At 41.9% G+C, this 17,965-nt stretch carries 13 protein-coding genes (1 of these 13 only partly in view); 9 read left to right on the top strand and 4 right to left on the bottom strand.

What is annotated here, in order from left to right:
• The first annotated feature begins 19 nt into the window (after positions 1–19).
• Positions 20–625, top strand: coding sequence for a hypothetical protein (locus QE429_RS05880; protein ID WP_307285109.1), 606 nt, complete (start codon positions 20–22; stop codon positions 623–625).
• 43 nt (positions 626–668) lie between these two features.
• On the opposite strand, the gene QE429_RS05875 is transcribed toward QE429_RS05880, so the two are convergent.
• Positions 669–1,601, bottom strand: coding sequence for a CPBP family intramembrane glutamic endopeptidase (locus tag QE429_RS05875; RefSeq protein WP_307285106.1), 933 nt, complete (start codon positions 1,599–1,601; stop codon positions 669–671).
• 308 nt (positions 1,602–1,909) lie between these two features.
• Here QE429_RS05875 and QE429_RS05870 point away from each other — a divergent pair, with 308 nt between their 5' ends.
• Positions 1,910–2,209, top strand: coding sequence for a hypothetical protein (locus QE429_RS05870; RefSeq protein WP_307285104.1), 300 nt, complete (start codon positions 1,910–1,912; stop codon positions 2,207–2,209).
• Positions 2,210–2,256: 47 nt separating this feature from the next.
• Here the strand turns inward: QE429_RS05870 and QE429_RS05865 are convergent, their stop codons facing one another.
• The 3 genes from QE429_RS05865 to QE429_RS05855 are packed head-to-tail and all read right to left on the bottom strand — an operon-like array spanning position 2,257 to position 5,132.
• Entirely contained in the window at positions 2,257–4,041 is a 1,785-nt protein-coding gene (locus QE429_RS05865) for a hypothetical protein (RefSeq protein WP_307285101.1), read from the bottom strand.
• Complete coding sequence (locus QE429_RS05860) at positions 4,034–4,990, bottom strand: hypothetical protein (protein WP_307285099.1); 957 nt, start codon at positions 4,988–4,990, stop codon at positions 4,034–4,036. Before QE429_RS05860 ends, QE429_RS05865 begins: the two co-directional genes overlap by 8 nt.
• Positions 4,983–5,132, bottom strand: coding sequence for a hypothetical protein (locus QE429_RS05855; protein WP_307285097.1), 150 nt, complete (start codon positions 5,130–5,132; stop codon positions 4,983–4,985). The genes QE429_RS05860 and QE429_RS05855 overlap by 8 nt, the downstream gene beginning before the upstream one ends.
• 202 nt (positions 5,133–5,334) lie before the next feature.
• Between QE429_RS05855 and QE429_RS05850 the strand changes: the two genes are divergently transcribed.
• The 7 genes from QE429_RS05850 to QE429_RS05820 form a co-directional block, all read left to right on the top strand.
• Entirely contained in the window at positions 5,335–7,110 is a 1,776-nt protein-coding gene (locus QE429_RS05850; protein WP_307285095.1) for a VWA domain-containing protein, read from the top strand.
• Between the two features lie 112 nt (positions 7,111–7,222).
• Complete coding sequence (locus tag QE429_RS05845) at positions 7,223–10,615, top strand: tubulin-like doman-containing protein (protein WP_307285092.1); 3,393 nt, start codon at positions 7,223–7,225, stop codon at positions 10,613–10,615.
• Between the two features lie 107 nt (positions 10,616–10,722).
• Positions 10,723–13,080 (top strand): hypothetical protein, encoded by a 2,358-nt coding sequence (locus QE429_RS05840; protein ID WP_307285090.1) that lies wholly within the window; start codon positions 10,723–10,725, stop codon positions 13,078–13,080.
• Positions 13,081–13,092: 12 nt separating this feature from the next.
• Positions 13,093–14,367, top strand: a complete 1,275-nt coding sequence (locus QE429_RS05835; RefSeq protein ID WP_307285087.1) for a vWA domain-containing protein — start codon at positions 13,093–13,095, stop codon at positions 14,365–14,367.
• Between the two features lie 39 nt (positions 14,368–14,406).
• Positions 14,407–15,048, top strand: coding sequence for a beta-mannanase (locus QE429_RS05830; protein ID WP_307285084.1), 642 nt, complete (start codon positions 14,407–14,409; stop codon positions 15,046–15,048).
• Positions 15,049–15,059: 11 nt separating this feature from the next.
• Complete coding sequence (locus QE429_RS05825) at positions 15,060–16,328, top strand: TRAFAC clade GTPase domain-containing protein (RefSeq protein WP_307285082.1); 1,269 nt, start codon at positions 15,060–15,062, stop codon at positions 16,326–16,328.
• Positions 16,325–17,965, top strand: partial view of a GAP1-N2 domain-containing protein gene (locus QE429_RS05820; protein WP_307285079.1) — the 5' portion only. Its footprint extends 1,167 nt past the window's final position; the window shows 1,641 of its 2,808 coding nt (coding positions 1–1,641); the start codon lies at positions 16,325–16,327; the stop codon falls past the right edge of the window. The genes QE429_RS05825 and QE429_RS05820 overlap by 4 nt, the downstream gene beginning before the upstream one ends.

Genomic DNA, 17,965 nt, shown 5'->3' with positions numbered 1-17,965 from the left:
ATAAAACGGAGGGCGAAGGATGCTGACTCCCGCACAACGAAAAGTAAAGCAAGAACTGGAGGAGCTGCAGTTAAAGGCACCTCTCCAACCCAAAGATGAAGAACCTTCTCCACTAAAAAGTCATAGGAGAAAATGGTTTTATATGATGGGCGTAATTTTCGCATTCTTTATTAGTATTTTTATACTACAAGACCTATTTTCAACATCCCAAGATGAGATTGTATCCTATTTAAAAATGGAACAAGCCTATTATAATCAAAGCTCAAATCTATTAAATGGGGCTATAGAACAAGATTCCGCTAGTCTAAAGCAAGCTAGTGAGAAGCAAGCGGTGCTTGTGCAGAAAGTGAAGAAATTAAAGGCACCTGCTGAATTACGTATACATAAACAATACCTGCTTGATGTGATGCAGCATCGGTTAGACTTGATCACCTATCTAGCTGAAACACCCCATAGAGACACCTTCCAAGTTAATAAAGCGTTATTGAAATTAAAGGTTTCCCAAGGGCTGGCGGCGGAAAGATTAACCACTGCTTTTGATAGAGAAAAAATCAAATACATAGAGCAAGAGGATGGAACGATTGAGTATTGGGTGGATACTAAGACTTATCGTTATCATTTTTAGAAAAAGTAAGGCAGTAACCCAAAAGGTTACTGCCTTACTTTTTTTATGAACCCTGTGCCAGATCCACAGCACCCATTTCCTTCCGAACACGTTTTTGCTGTAATTTTTCTAAGGTAAAAAGAATGAGGTAAAGAATGAAACAACCTAGTGCAAAATATTCAACCGCATAATCGATATAGTACCAAGAAAGCGTGGCTGTTATATCGTAAAGAGAGTGAACAAGAACCGTTACCCAAAGGTTGCGGGTCCATAATAAAATTATGCCGAACAACAGCCCCATGTTCGCGAAGGTTACAATCGCTCCGATCCGAATCGACCATGGCTGCTCTGTATCTAAGGTGTGATCGATGCCAAATAAAATGGAAGTTAGGAAAAGCGCAAGCATGAGGAACACGTCCCTTCTCCCGCTTTCCCACCGCTTAGGAAAGAGCTTCCGAAAAACGATCAGTATAAGAATCATATAGGCCAGCCGCCATACTTCTTCTAAACCGGCGAGCGTATCGGCATATATATCCGAGCCAATCGTATCGACTTTATCGAAAAAGGACCACACATGGTCGATCGGAGCTTCTTCAATGTCTGGTTCATATGCTTGGGATTCCGTATAATCCTGCACGTATTGATCATAATCATCGTTAAATTCCAAAAAGGTATTACTAGAGTAAATATTGATCACCGTGCTTCCAAGGAAGAAAATAAGGAAGGCACCTGAAAATTGCATTATCACCTGTCGCGGACGCTTAGGAGAATCCTGCGGGCTGCTGAGACGTTTAAACAACTTCCAACCGATAAAAAAAGAACCTACCATCATCCCGTCATACAACGAGCTGGCCATATAGCTGTATCGGGATAGATAGAGTAGAACCTCGGCACCGATGGTTACAATGAGCATGGCAAAAAGGAGTTTTTTCGAAATCGGTTTGGCTAAATTAGGTATCATAACGTCATTCCCTGCCTCTAAATTTGTTGTGTCCATCTACTTCCCTAAAAGGTTTACTGCTAGTATCCCAAACCCATTTAAAAAGAGCAGGAAAAGGAAACAGGCAACGATCCATTTCTTTTTTCTCGACACGGTTTGTCTCCTTTAATTTGAGAGTATAATAGTAATAATTTAACATATCGATAGCCAAATATCACCACAATGTTCTTTCCATTTTCTTATCTGTTTCTACAAATCCTCCCTATTGGAAGCTGCATAGGGGTTGTTTACAAAAACATTTTTCCATTTTATACTTATCACTATAAAAATTTACAGTATTTTCTAAAAGAATAGGAGATTGTTAAATGAAACGACTTGTTTCCATCATTCTTTTCATTGTGGTGATTTATGTGTTATCCGAAACCAATCCTACCCGTTCGGAATATGTGGACTGGCTGAACCACAAGGCAATGGACCAATCTTCAAATCTGCTGCAAAAAGGAGTCCTCTCTGTGGCGGGAGAATCGATTTTTGATATGGGCACCACACAAGAGGATTATTTTATTTTCACAATTTATAAAACAGACTTTTCCAAGGTAGGAATGGGCGAAGTTACATCGGTCGGTATTTTTAATCGGTTTATTCCACTCTCTAGTAAAGAATAACAGAAGGGGCAGGCCCACTAATACCTGTGAGTCTGCCCCTTTATTTTCTATTCCACTTTTTCCACTTGGAAAACGGGGACGCGAACTTGTTCTCCGTTTTCGTTGGTGAACGTTGTGTAACTGTTAAACATACCAATGACGGTATAATTCGTATAGATGGTAAAATTCTCAGACCCCTTTAATAACAAATATGATTTATCATACTTACCAGTACTGTAATTGTAGCCTTCTGAAAGTGTGACGAGTGCAGCACCGCTGCTTGTCTTGGCTGCCGCATATGCCGTAAAGCGCACTTTTTTTCCAAAATAGTTCGCAACATCGCCAACTTGAATTTCCACATAGTCTACTTTAATTTTACTAAATTGATATTCCCCTTTGATCCCAGGTTCATAGTAAGCCAGCTCCCCAGCTCCTTGCCCAATCGGATTTTCCAGTAATATCACCTGTTTTGCTTCAACCGTTAAATTGTCCGCTTGCACATCTAAAATTGGGTTAATTGAGTCTGTCCTCACCTCATAGGCCAGGTAATGATGCTTTCTTTCAGATGACTTGGCATCGATAAAGATGACTGGACTATCCGATGTACTATAGTTGCTTTGAAAGCTTAGCTTGTTGATCACGGGTGGTTCACTGAGTCCCCCTTCCGTCACCATCATTGGTTCTTGCCCCTTTAGTCTGCCAAAATAAATTTTCCCATCTTTAGATATGGCAGCAACAACAATATCTGCCCCCCATTTATTTCTTGCGCTCACGAAATTAGGAAACTCCTTTTCTGGATACAGCCGCTTTAAGACTCGTATCGGATCGTACTGATCCCAGGCAAGATTGGCCTTCGTAATCAGGTCCTCCGTATTTTCCAAAGGTCTAAGAGCTTCATAGATGTTAATCGCCTCTTCATATTTGTTGCTCGCCATCAATTTACCTGCTTTAGAGAGTAGGGCAGTCTTCGATCGTTCTATATAAGCCAGAACTTTAGCATCCTTCATATTTGCTGATAATTTGTTCGTACTGTTTGCCTGTTCAGCAAACGTACCATAATCCTTTTTTTCCATTGCTTCGGTAAGAACCTTAAGCAAATGGGCATCTAGTGCTTTCTTCAGCCAGGCTGTATCAATCGAGAATCTTGATAGCATGACGAATTGTCGATTCCCCTCATTTACCATATCAATAACAGGCGCACCCGCATCTATTAGTTTGTTTATTCTGGTAGCATAATACGCTTGGAACGAGGTTGTCAGCTCTTTGGACTTAGCAACATCCCCACCGTAGTATTCACTAGGAATCTTCCTTAGATTGGTATAAATCTGTTCCTCCGCTGTTTGATTAAGAGTAACCTCATTTTGTAACTTGGTTAAATAAGTCTTCTTGATTGAAGAGAAATAGCCCTTCATATCTTGATCCAGCTTAGTAAGGGCAATCATCTCCCCATACATGTCCTTCTGAATGCTGGTGCCTGACACCCACTTTTGTTTTTGGGTTTTCCATCGGTCGTACATATCAACGAGGCGGTCCAACTCCATATCCTCATAGTAGCTGACTGCCTTTTCATCTAGATCCTCCATAATTTCACGAATAGGTGAGAGAATGGAGAGCTTCCGATTGATATCTTGGTTGTGATCAGAAACGGAAAGATTTAACTTTGCTGCCCGGAACTTCTTCTCGGCAGCGACCAATTCACCTGATTGATATAATCGGATAGCTTCCTCATAGGTATTCATTTTTTCATGGGCCAGAATGATTTTTCCTCCCACAAGGACCAGGAGACAAATAAGTAGGAAGAGGTAGAAATTTCGCGATCGATTTACTTTTTTATAAACGGTTGATTTAGACATGACTTACGACTCCTTCTTCATAAGCAAACCGCTTGAAATCAGGATCAAACGGATATTTCATGTAGATGAGACGCTTGGTTTGGTCCTCTAGACTGCCCCAGTCTACTTCAGGATGGGCCTGCAGGATACTGCATAATCGAAGAATTCTCTCCTTAGGAAAATACTCAAGGAACTCCTCAATGAACGGTTGAAATTCTTGGATATAGAGTTTCATCCGTAACACTGTGCCTGCAACGGACATCAGTGAATCCATTCCAAAGTCCCTGATGACGGCCTCTCGATAGTGAATAAAATAGGCGATGCCCTTCTTCGTCATTAGTGAACGGTTGATTTTTACCACCTCAAGTGCATATTTCACAAAATCCTTGTCATATGATGAAGGGATAAGCGGTTCAAGCTCCAGCTCCATATCCCTACGGAGGACAATCTCATTTAGAGTCATGACACGCCGGCTCTTCATCTCGTCATTATAAATAAAATCGCCAATTTCACGGAGTTTTTCATAGGCATCGGCGAGTCTATTCTCTTTGACATCCATCTTTGCGAGATTACTGTCCACTTGAATACCTGCTGCAATCTTTTTTAAATCGGCCCGAAGCAAGGTTTTTAGCTGGGTAAAATACTCACTTTTCAAAAATAGAGATGATAACATCACGTAGCTAACGACAAAAATCAATCCTGTAACTAAGGAGAAATAGAGAGTTTTCATTGTCGGTGCTGCTACAATCCCAATACTGACAACGATTAGAATCCATGTCGCTTCTGTAAATAGCTTGTTTTTTAATATGGCTTTAACAAGATTCTCAATCCCAATAAAAGGAGTGCCACATGCTGGACAGATATCATCCTTTAAAACCGTGTAACGATTGCACTTCTTACACATTTTCAGTTTTTGAAAGCGGTATTGCGTACGTTTCTTCTTGGAAAACTGAACTGCCTGTTTAGCCAATTGACTCACCCTCGTTGAGCATGATCACCATCTCTTGGTCTAAATCATCATAGTGACCGCTGTTCCTCTTATTTTTAAATAACTTATAGGTTTTCCAGATCAGGATCAAAACTAGAACACTAGTGAACACAATGCTATACATTCTACTTCCCCTTTTCGGATTGGTATTTACACATTACTACTGTTTTTTCCAGAAAATGCATTATTTTATATTATAATAGGAAAATTTTTATAATTCTACCGAATATTGTTTGGGGGTAGTGTAGGCTAGATGGTAAAATAAGTTTGTATTTCTTGTTTTTGTAAATTATTAATTAGAAACTGCTAGTTGGGGGTTACATCAAATGATTAAAAAATGGATTAGTAGTTTGATAGTGGTCACATTTCTTTTAAGCAATATCGATTTTTTTCATGCACGGGCTGCAGGACCGTTATCTTCCACTTCGCGGATTGAAGGCATGCTGGTAGTCGATGTGAGTAATTCAATGAAAAGCAGCGATCCCAATAATATTAGTAGTGAAGCGATGAAGATGTTTATTGATATGGCCTCCTTCAACGGGGATAAGATTGGGGCAATTTCCTATGCGGATGAGGTCATGCGGGAAAAGGCACTGGTTAAAATCCACTCCGAACAGGACAAGAAGGACCTGAAGGAATTTATCGACTCCCTTGAAAAATACACCTATACAGATATATCTTCCGGGGTGAAGGAAGCTGTAAAGGTGTTAGATTCGAGTCATGAAGATCATTACTTCCCTCTCATTGTATTACTTGCCGATGGCAATAATGAGCTCGACCCAAAGAAATCTAAGACAGTGAAACAGGCAGATGAGGCCCTTACTCAAGCCGTTTCCGCTGCCAAGACTAAGGGATATCCTATCTATACAATTGGATTAAATGCCAATGGAAAGCTAAATAAAAACGTTCTATCTAATGTTGCCAAAAGTACAAATGGGAAGTTTTTCGAAGCAAGCTCTGCCGATCAGCTCCCTGGAATCCTAAGCACAATCTTCGCTAACCATTTGAAGCTGAAAATCGTTCCTGTGAATCAATTAGTGGCAAATGGAGACTATCAAGATATTAAAATTAATGTCCCTAATGAGAATGTCTTAGAAGCAAATATCTCTTTAATCTCAAGCCAGCCAGTTGAAGTCAAGCTGCTTGACCCTTCCGGAAAAGAACTTGCGATTCCCTCAGACCAGGTACTGCTGTCTAAATCCAAAACCTATTCAATGGTCAAACTATTGAAGCCACAGCAAGGTGATTGGAAACTGAAGGTAAAAGGGGTCCCACAGGATAAAATCGATATTAATCTTGTTTTTAACTATGATTTACAGCTAAAACTGACGCCGCTTGCCAAGCAAAGCTATAAGGCGGGTGAAACCGTAAAAATTGGAGCATTCTTTGAGGACAACGGGACAGCTATTGCTGATAAAAACATCTATCAATCTATGAAAGCAACACTCTATGTGAAGGACCTCGATAAAGGGAAAACGGAGGAAGTGAATTTACCTGCCGGTGAGAAAGGATTTACTGGTCAGTTTAAGCTGGGAAGCTCTGCTAACTATGAGGTAGTAGTGAAGGCTGAGGACAATAGCTTCTTCCGCGAAACGGCACCGCAAAAGTTGGCTGTGCAACAATCGGCTGCAGTGCCTGCTGTATCGAAGCCAAGCCCTATGGAAAAGGAAAAACCGTTCCCATGGGTTTCTGTAATACTTGGTCTTCTCGGAGCTCTCTTGCTCGTGGCACTGGCGTTTATTTTGATTGCCAGATTGAAGCAGGCAAATCGTGGGTTCAGCGGTCAGATCGTGGTTGAGATTAAAGATGAAGATACGGGTGAACGGACCAATCCGCAGTATAAAAAGTTGAAGGGATTTAAAGGCAAATTCCGCCTCCATCAGCTTTTATCCCTGTCACCTGAATTTGCGGAAACGAATCAAATCCTATTCAAGCCTGCAGCCGGGGATTCCCTCCTGCTTATTAACAACTCAGACTGTTCAATCGAAAAAGGCGGCCGCGCCATCGATGCAAAAAAAGGCCGAGACATCAAACGAAACGACCGCCTGCGAATCGTCCTAAAAAAAATAAACAAATCCATCTACATTGAATACATCAGCTAAATATCGCGGGTGTCAGGCACCAAATGAATGCCTGACACCAATTTTTGAATCTTTTGGTGTTATTTTCCGTCTATATAGGTAGTTCTATTTTCAGCCAGGGAGGAATTTTTGCATGAAAGCTAGTGTGAGAGAGCATATTCAGCAGTTGGATGTTTCCTTAGGTGGAGGCATTATCTCAGAAAAGATCCGTGTTGATACAATCGACAATCCGATGCTGGTCATCGGTTTAGGGGGCACCGGAATTGATGCCCTGTTACGACTTAAATACCAAGTCAACCGCCGTTTCAAACTTCCTCAAGATCCGCTATCCAAGAAGAAAAAAGAAAAACCAAACAACATCGAATTCCTAGCATTTGAAACCAATGAATATGACCGCAATAAAAAATATAAAGGCATCGGGCTCGACCCTAACAAAGAATTTGTCCTCCTGTCCAATCCAGAAATTGGAGGCTTACTACAAAACCGCAGTACAATCGAGCCTTACATAAAGGAATGGCTGTCACCTGAACTATTAATCACAGACGGCATCAGCGGAGCCTCCGGTGTTCGTCAGGCAGGACGGCTGCTGCTGTTCACAAAAATCAATCAAGTCGTCCAAACTATTGAGCGAAAAATTGAAGCCGTCCTAGAAGGCACAAGCAAACGCCTCTATGTTTTCATCCTTACGGGACTTTCCGGAGGAACAGGCAGCGGCTGTTATCTCGATATTGCCTACATTACACGCGGAATTATGGAACGGAAATTCGGCGCGACCGGTGTCGATAAAGTGAGCATGCTCGGGTATCTATTTACTCCTGACGTAAATTTGTCCAAACGTGGGTTAAGCTCACATACCGTTGAATATATTGAGAAAAATGGCTATGCCGCCTTGAAAGAGCTTGACTATTGGATGAACTGTGATGAACGAAATGAACGTTTCAAGATGAAGTATGGCAGCTTGCTCGATGTAAACTCGCCAATGCCGCCGTTTAATCTCTGCCACCTGATCTCTGGGACAAATCTCGAAGGAAAATGGTTGGAGAATGCCTACGACTACTGCATGAATGTTACAGCCGAGAACATTACTAACTTCATGGCAAATGAAGAAAAGCAATCGGGGGAAGAGTTTGCAATCCATGACTACATCAGTAACATCCGCACTAATATTGCACAGATGCCAAAGCCGTATGCCGCAAACTATCAATATAACATCATCGGGGCATCAATGGCGGAGATTCCGCTTGAGGAAATGACCACCTATGTCGGCTACAAGCTGTTTGAAAAAATGAATAGTATGTTCGATACCAATCCTGACCAGACAGACGTTGAGCAATTTGCGGAGAAGCTTCGCATTGACCCTGACTCTGTCCATCAACGCTTTAATGAGCGTGTACCTGAGCCCTTGTCCGGATTTGAAAACAGTGACCGTTTCTCGTATAACAACGTGATAAAAACCTCTGTTATCAACCTGGATGAAGAGCTTGATCGTGAATTTTTACTCAAAGCGAAGGAACAGTACCGAAAGTGCAAAAAGCAGGTTCCTGGAGAAATTATGGAGGAATTCCGACGTCACATTGAGCGTTTATTCCTTCATCCCAAAAAAGGGCCGATTTACGCGTCCCGGTTAATTTACTCGAATGATGGCTTCTGCTTATTAAAAACGCTACAAGCTTATGTCGAAGGACTACGTGACCGCCTTGAGCGCCTTCCTAGAGCGATTCAATCCGAACAGGAATATGCCTACAACAAGCTTGAGGATGCGAGAAGTGCCTTTATCTCAAAAGACCGCAAAAAGAATGCTTATATTGAAGCAAAGCTGAACGAGTTTTATGCTCGTGCTGAAAAAGCAAGAATCGAAGAAATGATTGAATTTTATGAGGATCTCTATGCGCTGCTGGGCAGCCAGAATAACAAGATTTACGAAGTGTATAAAGAAATCCTCGAGACGCTGAAGGGCATTTTCCAAAAGAACGCCGACATCCTTGTCGACGGTGAAGAAGTGAAGCGCGATCATGACGTGACATATTACTGGCATCTCGTCAGCGTTCCGGACGTGGCCCGTGAAATACAACGGATGTTTGATTCGAAGGATGGAGAATTACTCGTCCAGCAGTGGGCAGAAATGCTCCTCGAAAAATCGACCTACTGGGTAAAGGAATCGGATATTGACGTTGTTGGCACCGTGTCAGAATTTTTAACAGACCAGTTCGGTGAATTAATAACGAAGTCGATGGAAGACTTTTTACGACTCAAATACGGGGATGACCAGCCCATCGATAAAATCATTGAGGATAAAATTGCTGCCCGCTTAGACAGGGATGCCCTGCCGGTGTTCCACTTGGCCAACAGCAATGGACAGCTTCACTTCCCTCAATGGGGCTTTGTTTCCGTACCAGTCAAGGCACCGAATATTTTTAACGGAATAAAAAATTTCGAACGTCATTCGTTAAGTCATTCCCGCTTCACCATTAAGGAAAGCGAGTTGAAGAATCGAATCTTCTGGCTAAACACGAAAAATGGAATTCCATTGTTTGCGTACTCGCCATTAACCAATTACGAAACACAATATGAAAAAACCATCTTAGAAAAAGAAGGCGTTGGCCGCCATCTGGTGCAAACGGCGAAGGAAAACTGGGCCTACCTCCCTTCCCCTATTCCAGAAAGGTCATGGGGAGATACGTATCGTAACGAACGTGTGATGCAATATAATGCAGGCATCCGTATCCTGTTTGATCAAGCAAAGGTATACGGTTCAATTACCGAAAAGAATGCTGAACAAAATACGAGCGCTAGATTCCAGTGTCATTTTACAAAGGAAATCAATCTACCGGAATTATTTGCATCCAATGATGTGAACCCTAACCAGCTAGATAAGGCAAGCCTTGGGAACGTAAAACAAGTGCTGCGTGTCTTGAAGGACATGTTCGCTGGCAACATGGAATCAGCAGGCTCAAGCGATATTTTCGGAAGTACCACTGAAGAATTAGCGAAGGAAAACTTTATTCGCTCCCCTAAGCTGATAGAAAAGATCAAGCTTGAGGTGCAAAAATATCGTCTAATTGAGGAAAAAATCAGCGAAATGGAGCAATACATTGCTTCACAAAAGGATAAAGAAGCTTCGATGAATCAGTTCATTCAAGCCGTCTATACAAAAACCATCAAGAAGCGCGGAGCACTTTATGTGTACGATAAAGAGATTGAAGAGGATGCTTGGGAGCCATTTGTTAATTTGATGAAAACCACCAAATTTGTAGATTACCAGATTTATCAAGCCTTTAAGGCACTAAGTCCTAAGCAATTGGATCAGCTTGAAAAGAAATCAGAGCGCCGCAGCCATGAGTTAATCAGCCAGGAAAACGCGACAGAGCTCATCACCGCCTTAGAAGAAATGGCCGCTACTTACAAAAGGGAAAAAGAAGATCTTGATTATGAATACAAGGACTTTGCCAATGGCGAGGAACTTTACAGCTTCTATAAAGAAATGATGATCAAAGTGACGGATATGTTACGGCAGTTAAAATCATAGTATAACAAGTATTTTACAGGCCACATGCAGCATTTGCTTGTGGCCCACCTCTTATCAAACCAAGTGTTACAGACTCTGGGGAATGTTTTTCAATGGGGGGAAACAGCTTGAGAGAACTTTTACAGAAATACGCCAACACGTTTTCTAGCGAACTGGAGAAAATGAGCCTATCGGAAAATGAACAGCGAAGTGTCAACCATCCGATTGTCTTTCTTTTCCTTGGAGACATGGTGAAGGATGCACTGAAATCCATCATCACCATCAACGAAGAAAAATGGCAAAACAGTTCTGGAGTATTGTATTTTCATGCCTATCAAACGAGCACCATCACGAACCAAAATGTGTTATCCTTCCAACTCCCATCTGACGGTGTCAATCGAAAGGAGCAGCGGAAGGATTTATATCATGCCTTCTACCATAATGACAACCAGCTGATTCAATTAAATCAAACCTTCCGTAGGCTATCCTCTAAGATTGCTGAATACGGCAAGGTCTATTCCTCTTTAAAAAAAGTGAATCTGTGTGTGGTGACAGCCATTGATGATTCGGCTAACATTCTCATTCAAGAGTTTACCTTACTGTTAAAAAGTATTTTACAAGAATCGTTTCGCTTAGTTGAAGTCGATTTATTCGGATTGATGAAGGATAAACAGGACGGAGACCATTTTGCCCTCTCCACTTCTTTAGGCATTAGTTTTTTCAAAGAATTAGACACCTATCAAAGGGACAAATATACCTTTGAAAAGGACCTCCAGCTAACAGAGGACCATTTGCGGCTGACGGTCAGCCACCCGCCTTCCCCGCTCTTTGATTTAGTCTACCTATTAAGTGATAAGAATGAAAATGGATTGATTTCTAGTGACAGCATGAACCAAAACTATGAAATCATCAGCAATCTTCATCTCTTAAAAAATCGCAAAATGATGACTGATTATCATGAAAAAATGGACAGCTACAATCATCAGGACTTCAAACGAGGAATGAAGGCAAACACAAGGGAACCTGTTTATGCATCTGCTGGCTTTGCTAAGGTAAACCGCCCTAACAAAGCAATTGCCCTCCATGCAGCTCATTTCTTTTTCCAAGAGACTCTTATCTCAGTAAAAGAAGCAAGCACGGCACCAGATGAAAAAATACTCAGTTTATTCGATTTGTCAGAAGCTTCGTTTCAAAAGTACTTTCAGAGGTGCCTTCCACCGGTGGATCAGCTTGAGGATATGACAGGCCTTATGGGGACGACGAATTCCTATCAATCGATAAAACGATTGTCAGTGAAGGAAGCGGAAGAGTATCTGTATGAAGGCGGCACAGAGCGTTTCTTTTCTGTAAACTTTGAGGAGCCTGTGCGGGAATTTCTAGATAGTCTGGACCTTCGTGCTCATATCAAACATTATCTCTATGAAAATGTCATTAACCATGAGCAGTATGGGTTGTTCGCTGCTTATTCGTGGACCTCTGACTCCAACGATGCGAAAAGTAGTGTGCTGAACGCGATTGCCAAAATGCAGCGGGATACGAGGCAAGAGCGTCTTAAAACAGAGGCACATCTTGAACAGCTTTACCAGCAAACCGTGGACAACTGTGATTTTAAAAAGAGCTATCTTCCCTTTTCTGATAAGAAAAATTGTACCAGCTTTGTCTCCTATTTTTTCGATGCCGTTTATGGTCTTAAATATGACATGCTCAGGCACGATGTGAAACTGGCTGTATTAAAACAATACCAAGATGTTCTTGCGGAGAGACACTCTTATATTCGGACAAAAATAGAGCATATTGACCAAGTTGAATCCTGCCTAAAACAAGCGGCGGCAGAAAGTATATATGATTCGGATGATGCATTAGATCAAAATATTTCCGAATATTACGCGGACATCATTGGACAGATTACAGCAAGGATCAAGGAAAAGTATGGTGATACCTTCTATTCTCATGAACGCTTTTTCGGTAACCTCCTCTCCCTGGTTGAAAATGGCCCTGCTGCCCTCATGAAAAGACTGTTGCAAGTCTGCAGTCGTGAGGTATTAACAGCAGAAGCATTCCATCGCAGTTTTGAGGATGAGCTGTTAGATCGCTCCAATGTAAAAACACATTATGGAAATCTTGAGATTCTCTCCAAAGAGGACCTATTCAAACAGTTATATCATCGCTTACATGATCAGGCATCGATTCATATTGAAGTACTGAACTACAGCCAGGACCACCGTTATGAAGAAAAGTACTTTTTTGGTGACTTTTATAGCAAGTTCATGGCATATGCCTTGGAAAAAGAACATGAAACCAGACAATGTAAAGTTGGCTGTGCACATGAAAAGAAATCGAGCGGCATCGAAAAGCTTACCATCATGGGTGGCTTTCAGCTCAAAGATTTAATGTACTATCGCAATGGTGAAAAATACTACGAGGCCTACACGAGAAATGGCTACATTTTTCACCACCAAATAGAGGAAACCAACTCAATATCATAAGGAGTTTTAAACATGCCTGTCCGTAAATTTAGTTTCATTCTTTTTATTTTTAGTATAATCGCAGGCTTCATTGGGGCAGTTGTGGGTGAATGGATAATCAGCAATTACTATGGCGTCTGGCCTAATATCCTGTTAATAGGTACCTATTTTGGCCAGCTGGCCTTGTTTGCCGGGGCATTCTGCCTCATTGCTGAGATGATGAATCCCATGATCAATGGGCGCAGCTGGCGCTTGGAATATTGCGGACTTTCATGGAAGGTCCTCGTCCCTTCCACTTTTGTGATGCTGTTTGCTGCTGGTCTAATCTTTCAATTCCTTTACTCGCTTAATTTTTTAAATGTGAAACCACCTGATGATATTGTCATGGTTATGGATATATCGGACAGTATGAATAAAACGGATCCACACCATGAAAGCTTAAAGGCAGCAGGAAAACTCATCACTACAATGGAGCCGAATCATCGGGCAACAGTTATTTCTTTTAACGAAAAAGCCTTTATTACGAAATCCATGTTTAACATCAAAGATCGAGCGGAACGTGCCGATGCCATTGATCAAATTAATAGTTTGAAAGCAAGCGGCAGTACCGATATTAGCAATGCGTTAGATACGGCGATGAAGGAGATTGACGAGCACCAGCAAACGGGACGGAAACCAATGGTCATCCTCTTTTCCGATGGCTATAGTGAGCTGAAACTCGATGCAGTGGTCAAACCCTATCAAGACAAGGACATCATTATCAATACGATTGGGATGAGTAAAATTGATCGAGGAGGCGCCCAGCTTCTGAAGTTAATTGCCTCCCGTACCGGCGGCTCCTTCTATGATGTCAAGAAGGCCGATGAATTAACCAATGTGTTTGAACGAATTTATTTAGAAAACCAAGACCGCCTGCTCGTGACGGAGCGACATGGCTTGTATAAAGAAAGCACTTATCTCGCCGTTCTACGTGTCATCTTACTAACTTTTATCGGAGGCTTATTCGGCTTAGCACTTGGCATTCTATTTGATAACCGCTTTCTAGCGAAAAGCTATGGGATTACTGGTCTGGCCTCTGGAATAGTGGCCGGGCTCGTGCTCGAGTTGGGTTTACAAAATACACTGCAATCAGGATTTTCCTATCGCTTGTCAGCTGCGATCCTTTTAACAGCCTTAACTGCTCTTGGCACAATGATTATTCCAATTCGGGAAAAATATTCTGGTGGAACGTCCCGCCATCCAGGTGGAGTTGACTTTTCCGCACAAGGCACTGCATCAAAGGGACAATCCCTTAACAAAGGGTTTTAATGGAGGATATTCATCTAGAACAAGATGGAGGGTGATCACTTGTTATATTGGGAAACCGTCACTTCCCCTGGGCATGAGATTAAAGATATACAAAAAACAGTCAGAGATTCCGAGGTTCATTTGTCATGGTTTTGGTCAAAGGAAATCGATTTTGTCTACATCTACAAGGTTTCGGCTGACCTTATTCGTCCAATTGATGAACTGGATGAATCTGATTTAAAGCTTTATACCCGTGAGGAATATAAGATAAATCAAGGCTATGTTGGCAGAATTGATAGCATCGGCCGTTATGCCTTTCGCATCCTCCCCTGCCAAAAACGGGACGGGAAGCTCATTGTCTTTCGGCAGGAAAATGACCGGAATCTCATTTATATATCCGGTGTAAGGGCAAGGATTCATTTTTCCATTACCTATAAAAATAAACTCTTTCAGCCGAAGAAACGGGTAAAGATGTGCATTATGACAGAGCTACCTCTTGATAAAGAACTGTTAGTCTACGTGAAAAAGAGCGGGGGCGTGCCAGTATCGGTGGAGGATGGAACGGTGTATCCCTTTGTTCGCGACTTTCCCTCAGGGAAAACACTGCCACCTGAGATTGAAATCAATAAAGACGAATATGTTCGAATCTTTTTTAGCAATGGAAAGAATTCAGCGGAAATGTATGAACTGATACCTGATTAGGGGGCTTACGAATGTTCGCTATACTAAAACGTATGTTTGAAAAAAAACAACCTGTAAAAGAGAGATTACCATTTTACGATATAGTCTGCCCATACTGCTTTAGCAAATTCCATCATGAAGAGGTCGTTTTCCGTGCGGCCCACCATCGTGAAGATGACGAAACGTTAGCCTTGCAGGAAGATGAGCTATTAAACAAATACAGGGAAAAATTCGGGCTTGCGCCCATTGATGAATTAGAGGCCATCATTGACCCTTCGATGATTCCTGATGTGAATAAGATTTATTCTGACCGGGTGCTTATGGGCGTCTCCGATAAATATTCGGTTGTGACCAAGAACCGCCTTTGTCCATTCTGTCATAACGACCTGCCAGTGACCGCTGGAAAGCATCCAAGTAACATCGTTTCGATTGTTGGTGCCACTTCTGTTGGTAAATCTGTGTATATGACTTCACTGATTCATATGCTCCAGCATGTGACGGCAAATAATTTTAACGCCGCTTGTATTCCACTAGATAATGAGATTAGTAAACGGTTTAGAGTGAATTACGAAATTCCTTTATTTGAAAATGGGAGCCTGCTGCAATCAACAGAAAAATCAAATCGTCAGGAGCCGTTTATTTTTCAGTTTGTCTTTAAGGATGAAGACCAGGCACCGCTTACCCTTGTCTTTTTCGATGTCGCCGGCGAAGGGATGGTAGATAAGGAGTACATTAAGCTTCATGCGGCCCATATTAAAAATTCAGCCGGTATCCTTTTCTTAGTCGATCCGATGCAAATTCGCTCCATTCGGGAAAAGCTCATTCATCAAATGGGCGAGAACCCTGGCAAAATTGTCGCCCAAGGGGATGAACCGCGCGAAGTCGTTATCTCTTTATTTGGTGATTTTATAGCACACTTAGAAAATAGTAAAACCGATATTCCGACAGCGGTTGTGCTGACAAAAAGCGATCTGCTGCATTCCTTAAAAAATGATGACGGGGAATACATCAGAACCAACAGTAATGTGTTCCGTCATGTCACACATAAAGGCCATCTCCATTTAGATGAATATGAAAATATCAATGGCGAGATTAGACGGTTTTTATCCAAAGTGGATACACCCTTTGTGAATGCGCTTGATGTGTATTTTAAAGATACTTCCTATTTTGCTGTCTCCGCACTTGGAAGCAACCCGGTCGATCAACAGGTAAGCGGCATGATTAGCCCGATTCGTGTCGATGAACCATTTATTTGGCTGCTTTATAAGCTTGGATATATTGAAGGGAGAAATGAGCAGTGACCGGGAAGTTAATTCAGCAGCAGATGTATACAAGGGAGCGGGGCGGGATTTTTCATGCCACCGATGGATATGACACGATTGCTATTTCTGAGGGGCTTGATCAAGCATTTGTGAAAAAGTATTTGCATCCTTTTTGTATGTATCACGCACCAAAGACCTTAATGGAACGCGGAGAAAAGGATGCCTCCCTCTACCCTAAAGCGGTTACGTTCTTCCAGCCTGAAACCGGCCATTTAGTGGTGGGGCAGGCTGTGTTTGTCCCTGCTGATTTCACCGGGCAGCGCAGCACTTATTTTATGCACAATTATATTCTTCCTCCTGGTCGGAAGGAAGAATGGGTACAGCACCCTGAAAGGCTGTTTCAACTAAAGGATTTTGCAACCTCCTATGATATCAGCGTTGGGAAATTGCTTCCTGAAAAGGAGGAGTTGGAATCTGGCATGATCAACTACCTCCTATATAAAGAGGTATTGCTGGAGGAGCTCGGAATTAGCGAAGGTCAATTTAAACAGCTCCTTTATGCTGTTATGTCCTCTATTGCCGGAAAGAAAAAGGTCTTTATCTCGTTGAATGTCCCACTACAGGATTATTCTACCTATGCCCTACATTTACTTGAACTGGTCATGATTTATTTGCCTTATGCTCATCGACGCAAATTGGGTGCGGTAACGTTTACAAGTGTCCCGGAGACAAAGAATTATATCCATGTCACCTTTTTTGAGCCTGGAACCCTCAACATGTCAGACCGTTCTATCGAAAAGCAATTCATTTTTGACTTTGCCTCAGGAAGGGTATCCGGTGTGGACGTTGAAGGACAGAAGCATGAGTATCTTGAGTTTGCCATGAGGCATTTTTCGGAATCCAATCGCATCGATGACTTTTTTGATTTCGTTGACAATGCCACGATTGGATTAGCCGAAGAGCAGAAGCTGGAAATCGAAAGTTTCTATCAATTAACCGCTATCTACCTAACTCTTAACGACACCGATGATTCTTTGTATGTTCATAATAAAGTAGGCTTTTTGCATAGTCTGTTAAAGTTCCTACAGGTGAATAGTGATATGAAACCAGAATTAGTGGACTTATTCATTAAAATCATGACAGAGGAAAAGCTCGCTGCCGATAAAAATAGTGCCTTAGCTTTTATTCAGGCTGTCGTTTCACTTAATGCCATTGTGAGAAATGACGAGGCCCTTGGATTCATCCTGGACACCCTTACCTATTATCAACAGGAGCCTTTATTCCATAACCTATGGAAAGTAATTGAACAGGACAAGCAGGGCTACCATGCTATCTTGAAGTTTATGAATGACCATCCAGATTATGAACCTCTTCTTGAACTCTATCTCGATGAGCGACTGTTGCAGGTGGTTCGGACTGAAGACACCTTAAAAGAGCTGCAGCGGATGCTGGACAGCCCTTTCCTTTTGGTTGTGGAAAAATTTAAATCTGTTGCGATTCGAAAGGTAACTTCATCGATTACGCAGGCACAAAATAGGTTCCAAGCTGTTCTTGCCGTGAAAAATTTTAGCATTGCACATCCGAATGCTGAGTTTATCTTATTCAAAGATGACATGCTTGCACACGCAAAGCATGCTCTGCTACGTTCAATGCGACTGAAAGACCTTACCATGAAG

The organism is Bacillus sp. SORGH_AS_0510, assembly GCF_030818775.1.
Lineage (GTDB): Bacteria > Bacillota > Bacilli > Bacillales > Cytobacillaceae > Neobacillus.
This window is presented reverse-complemented; position numbering and strand designations above follow the sequence as displayed.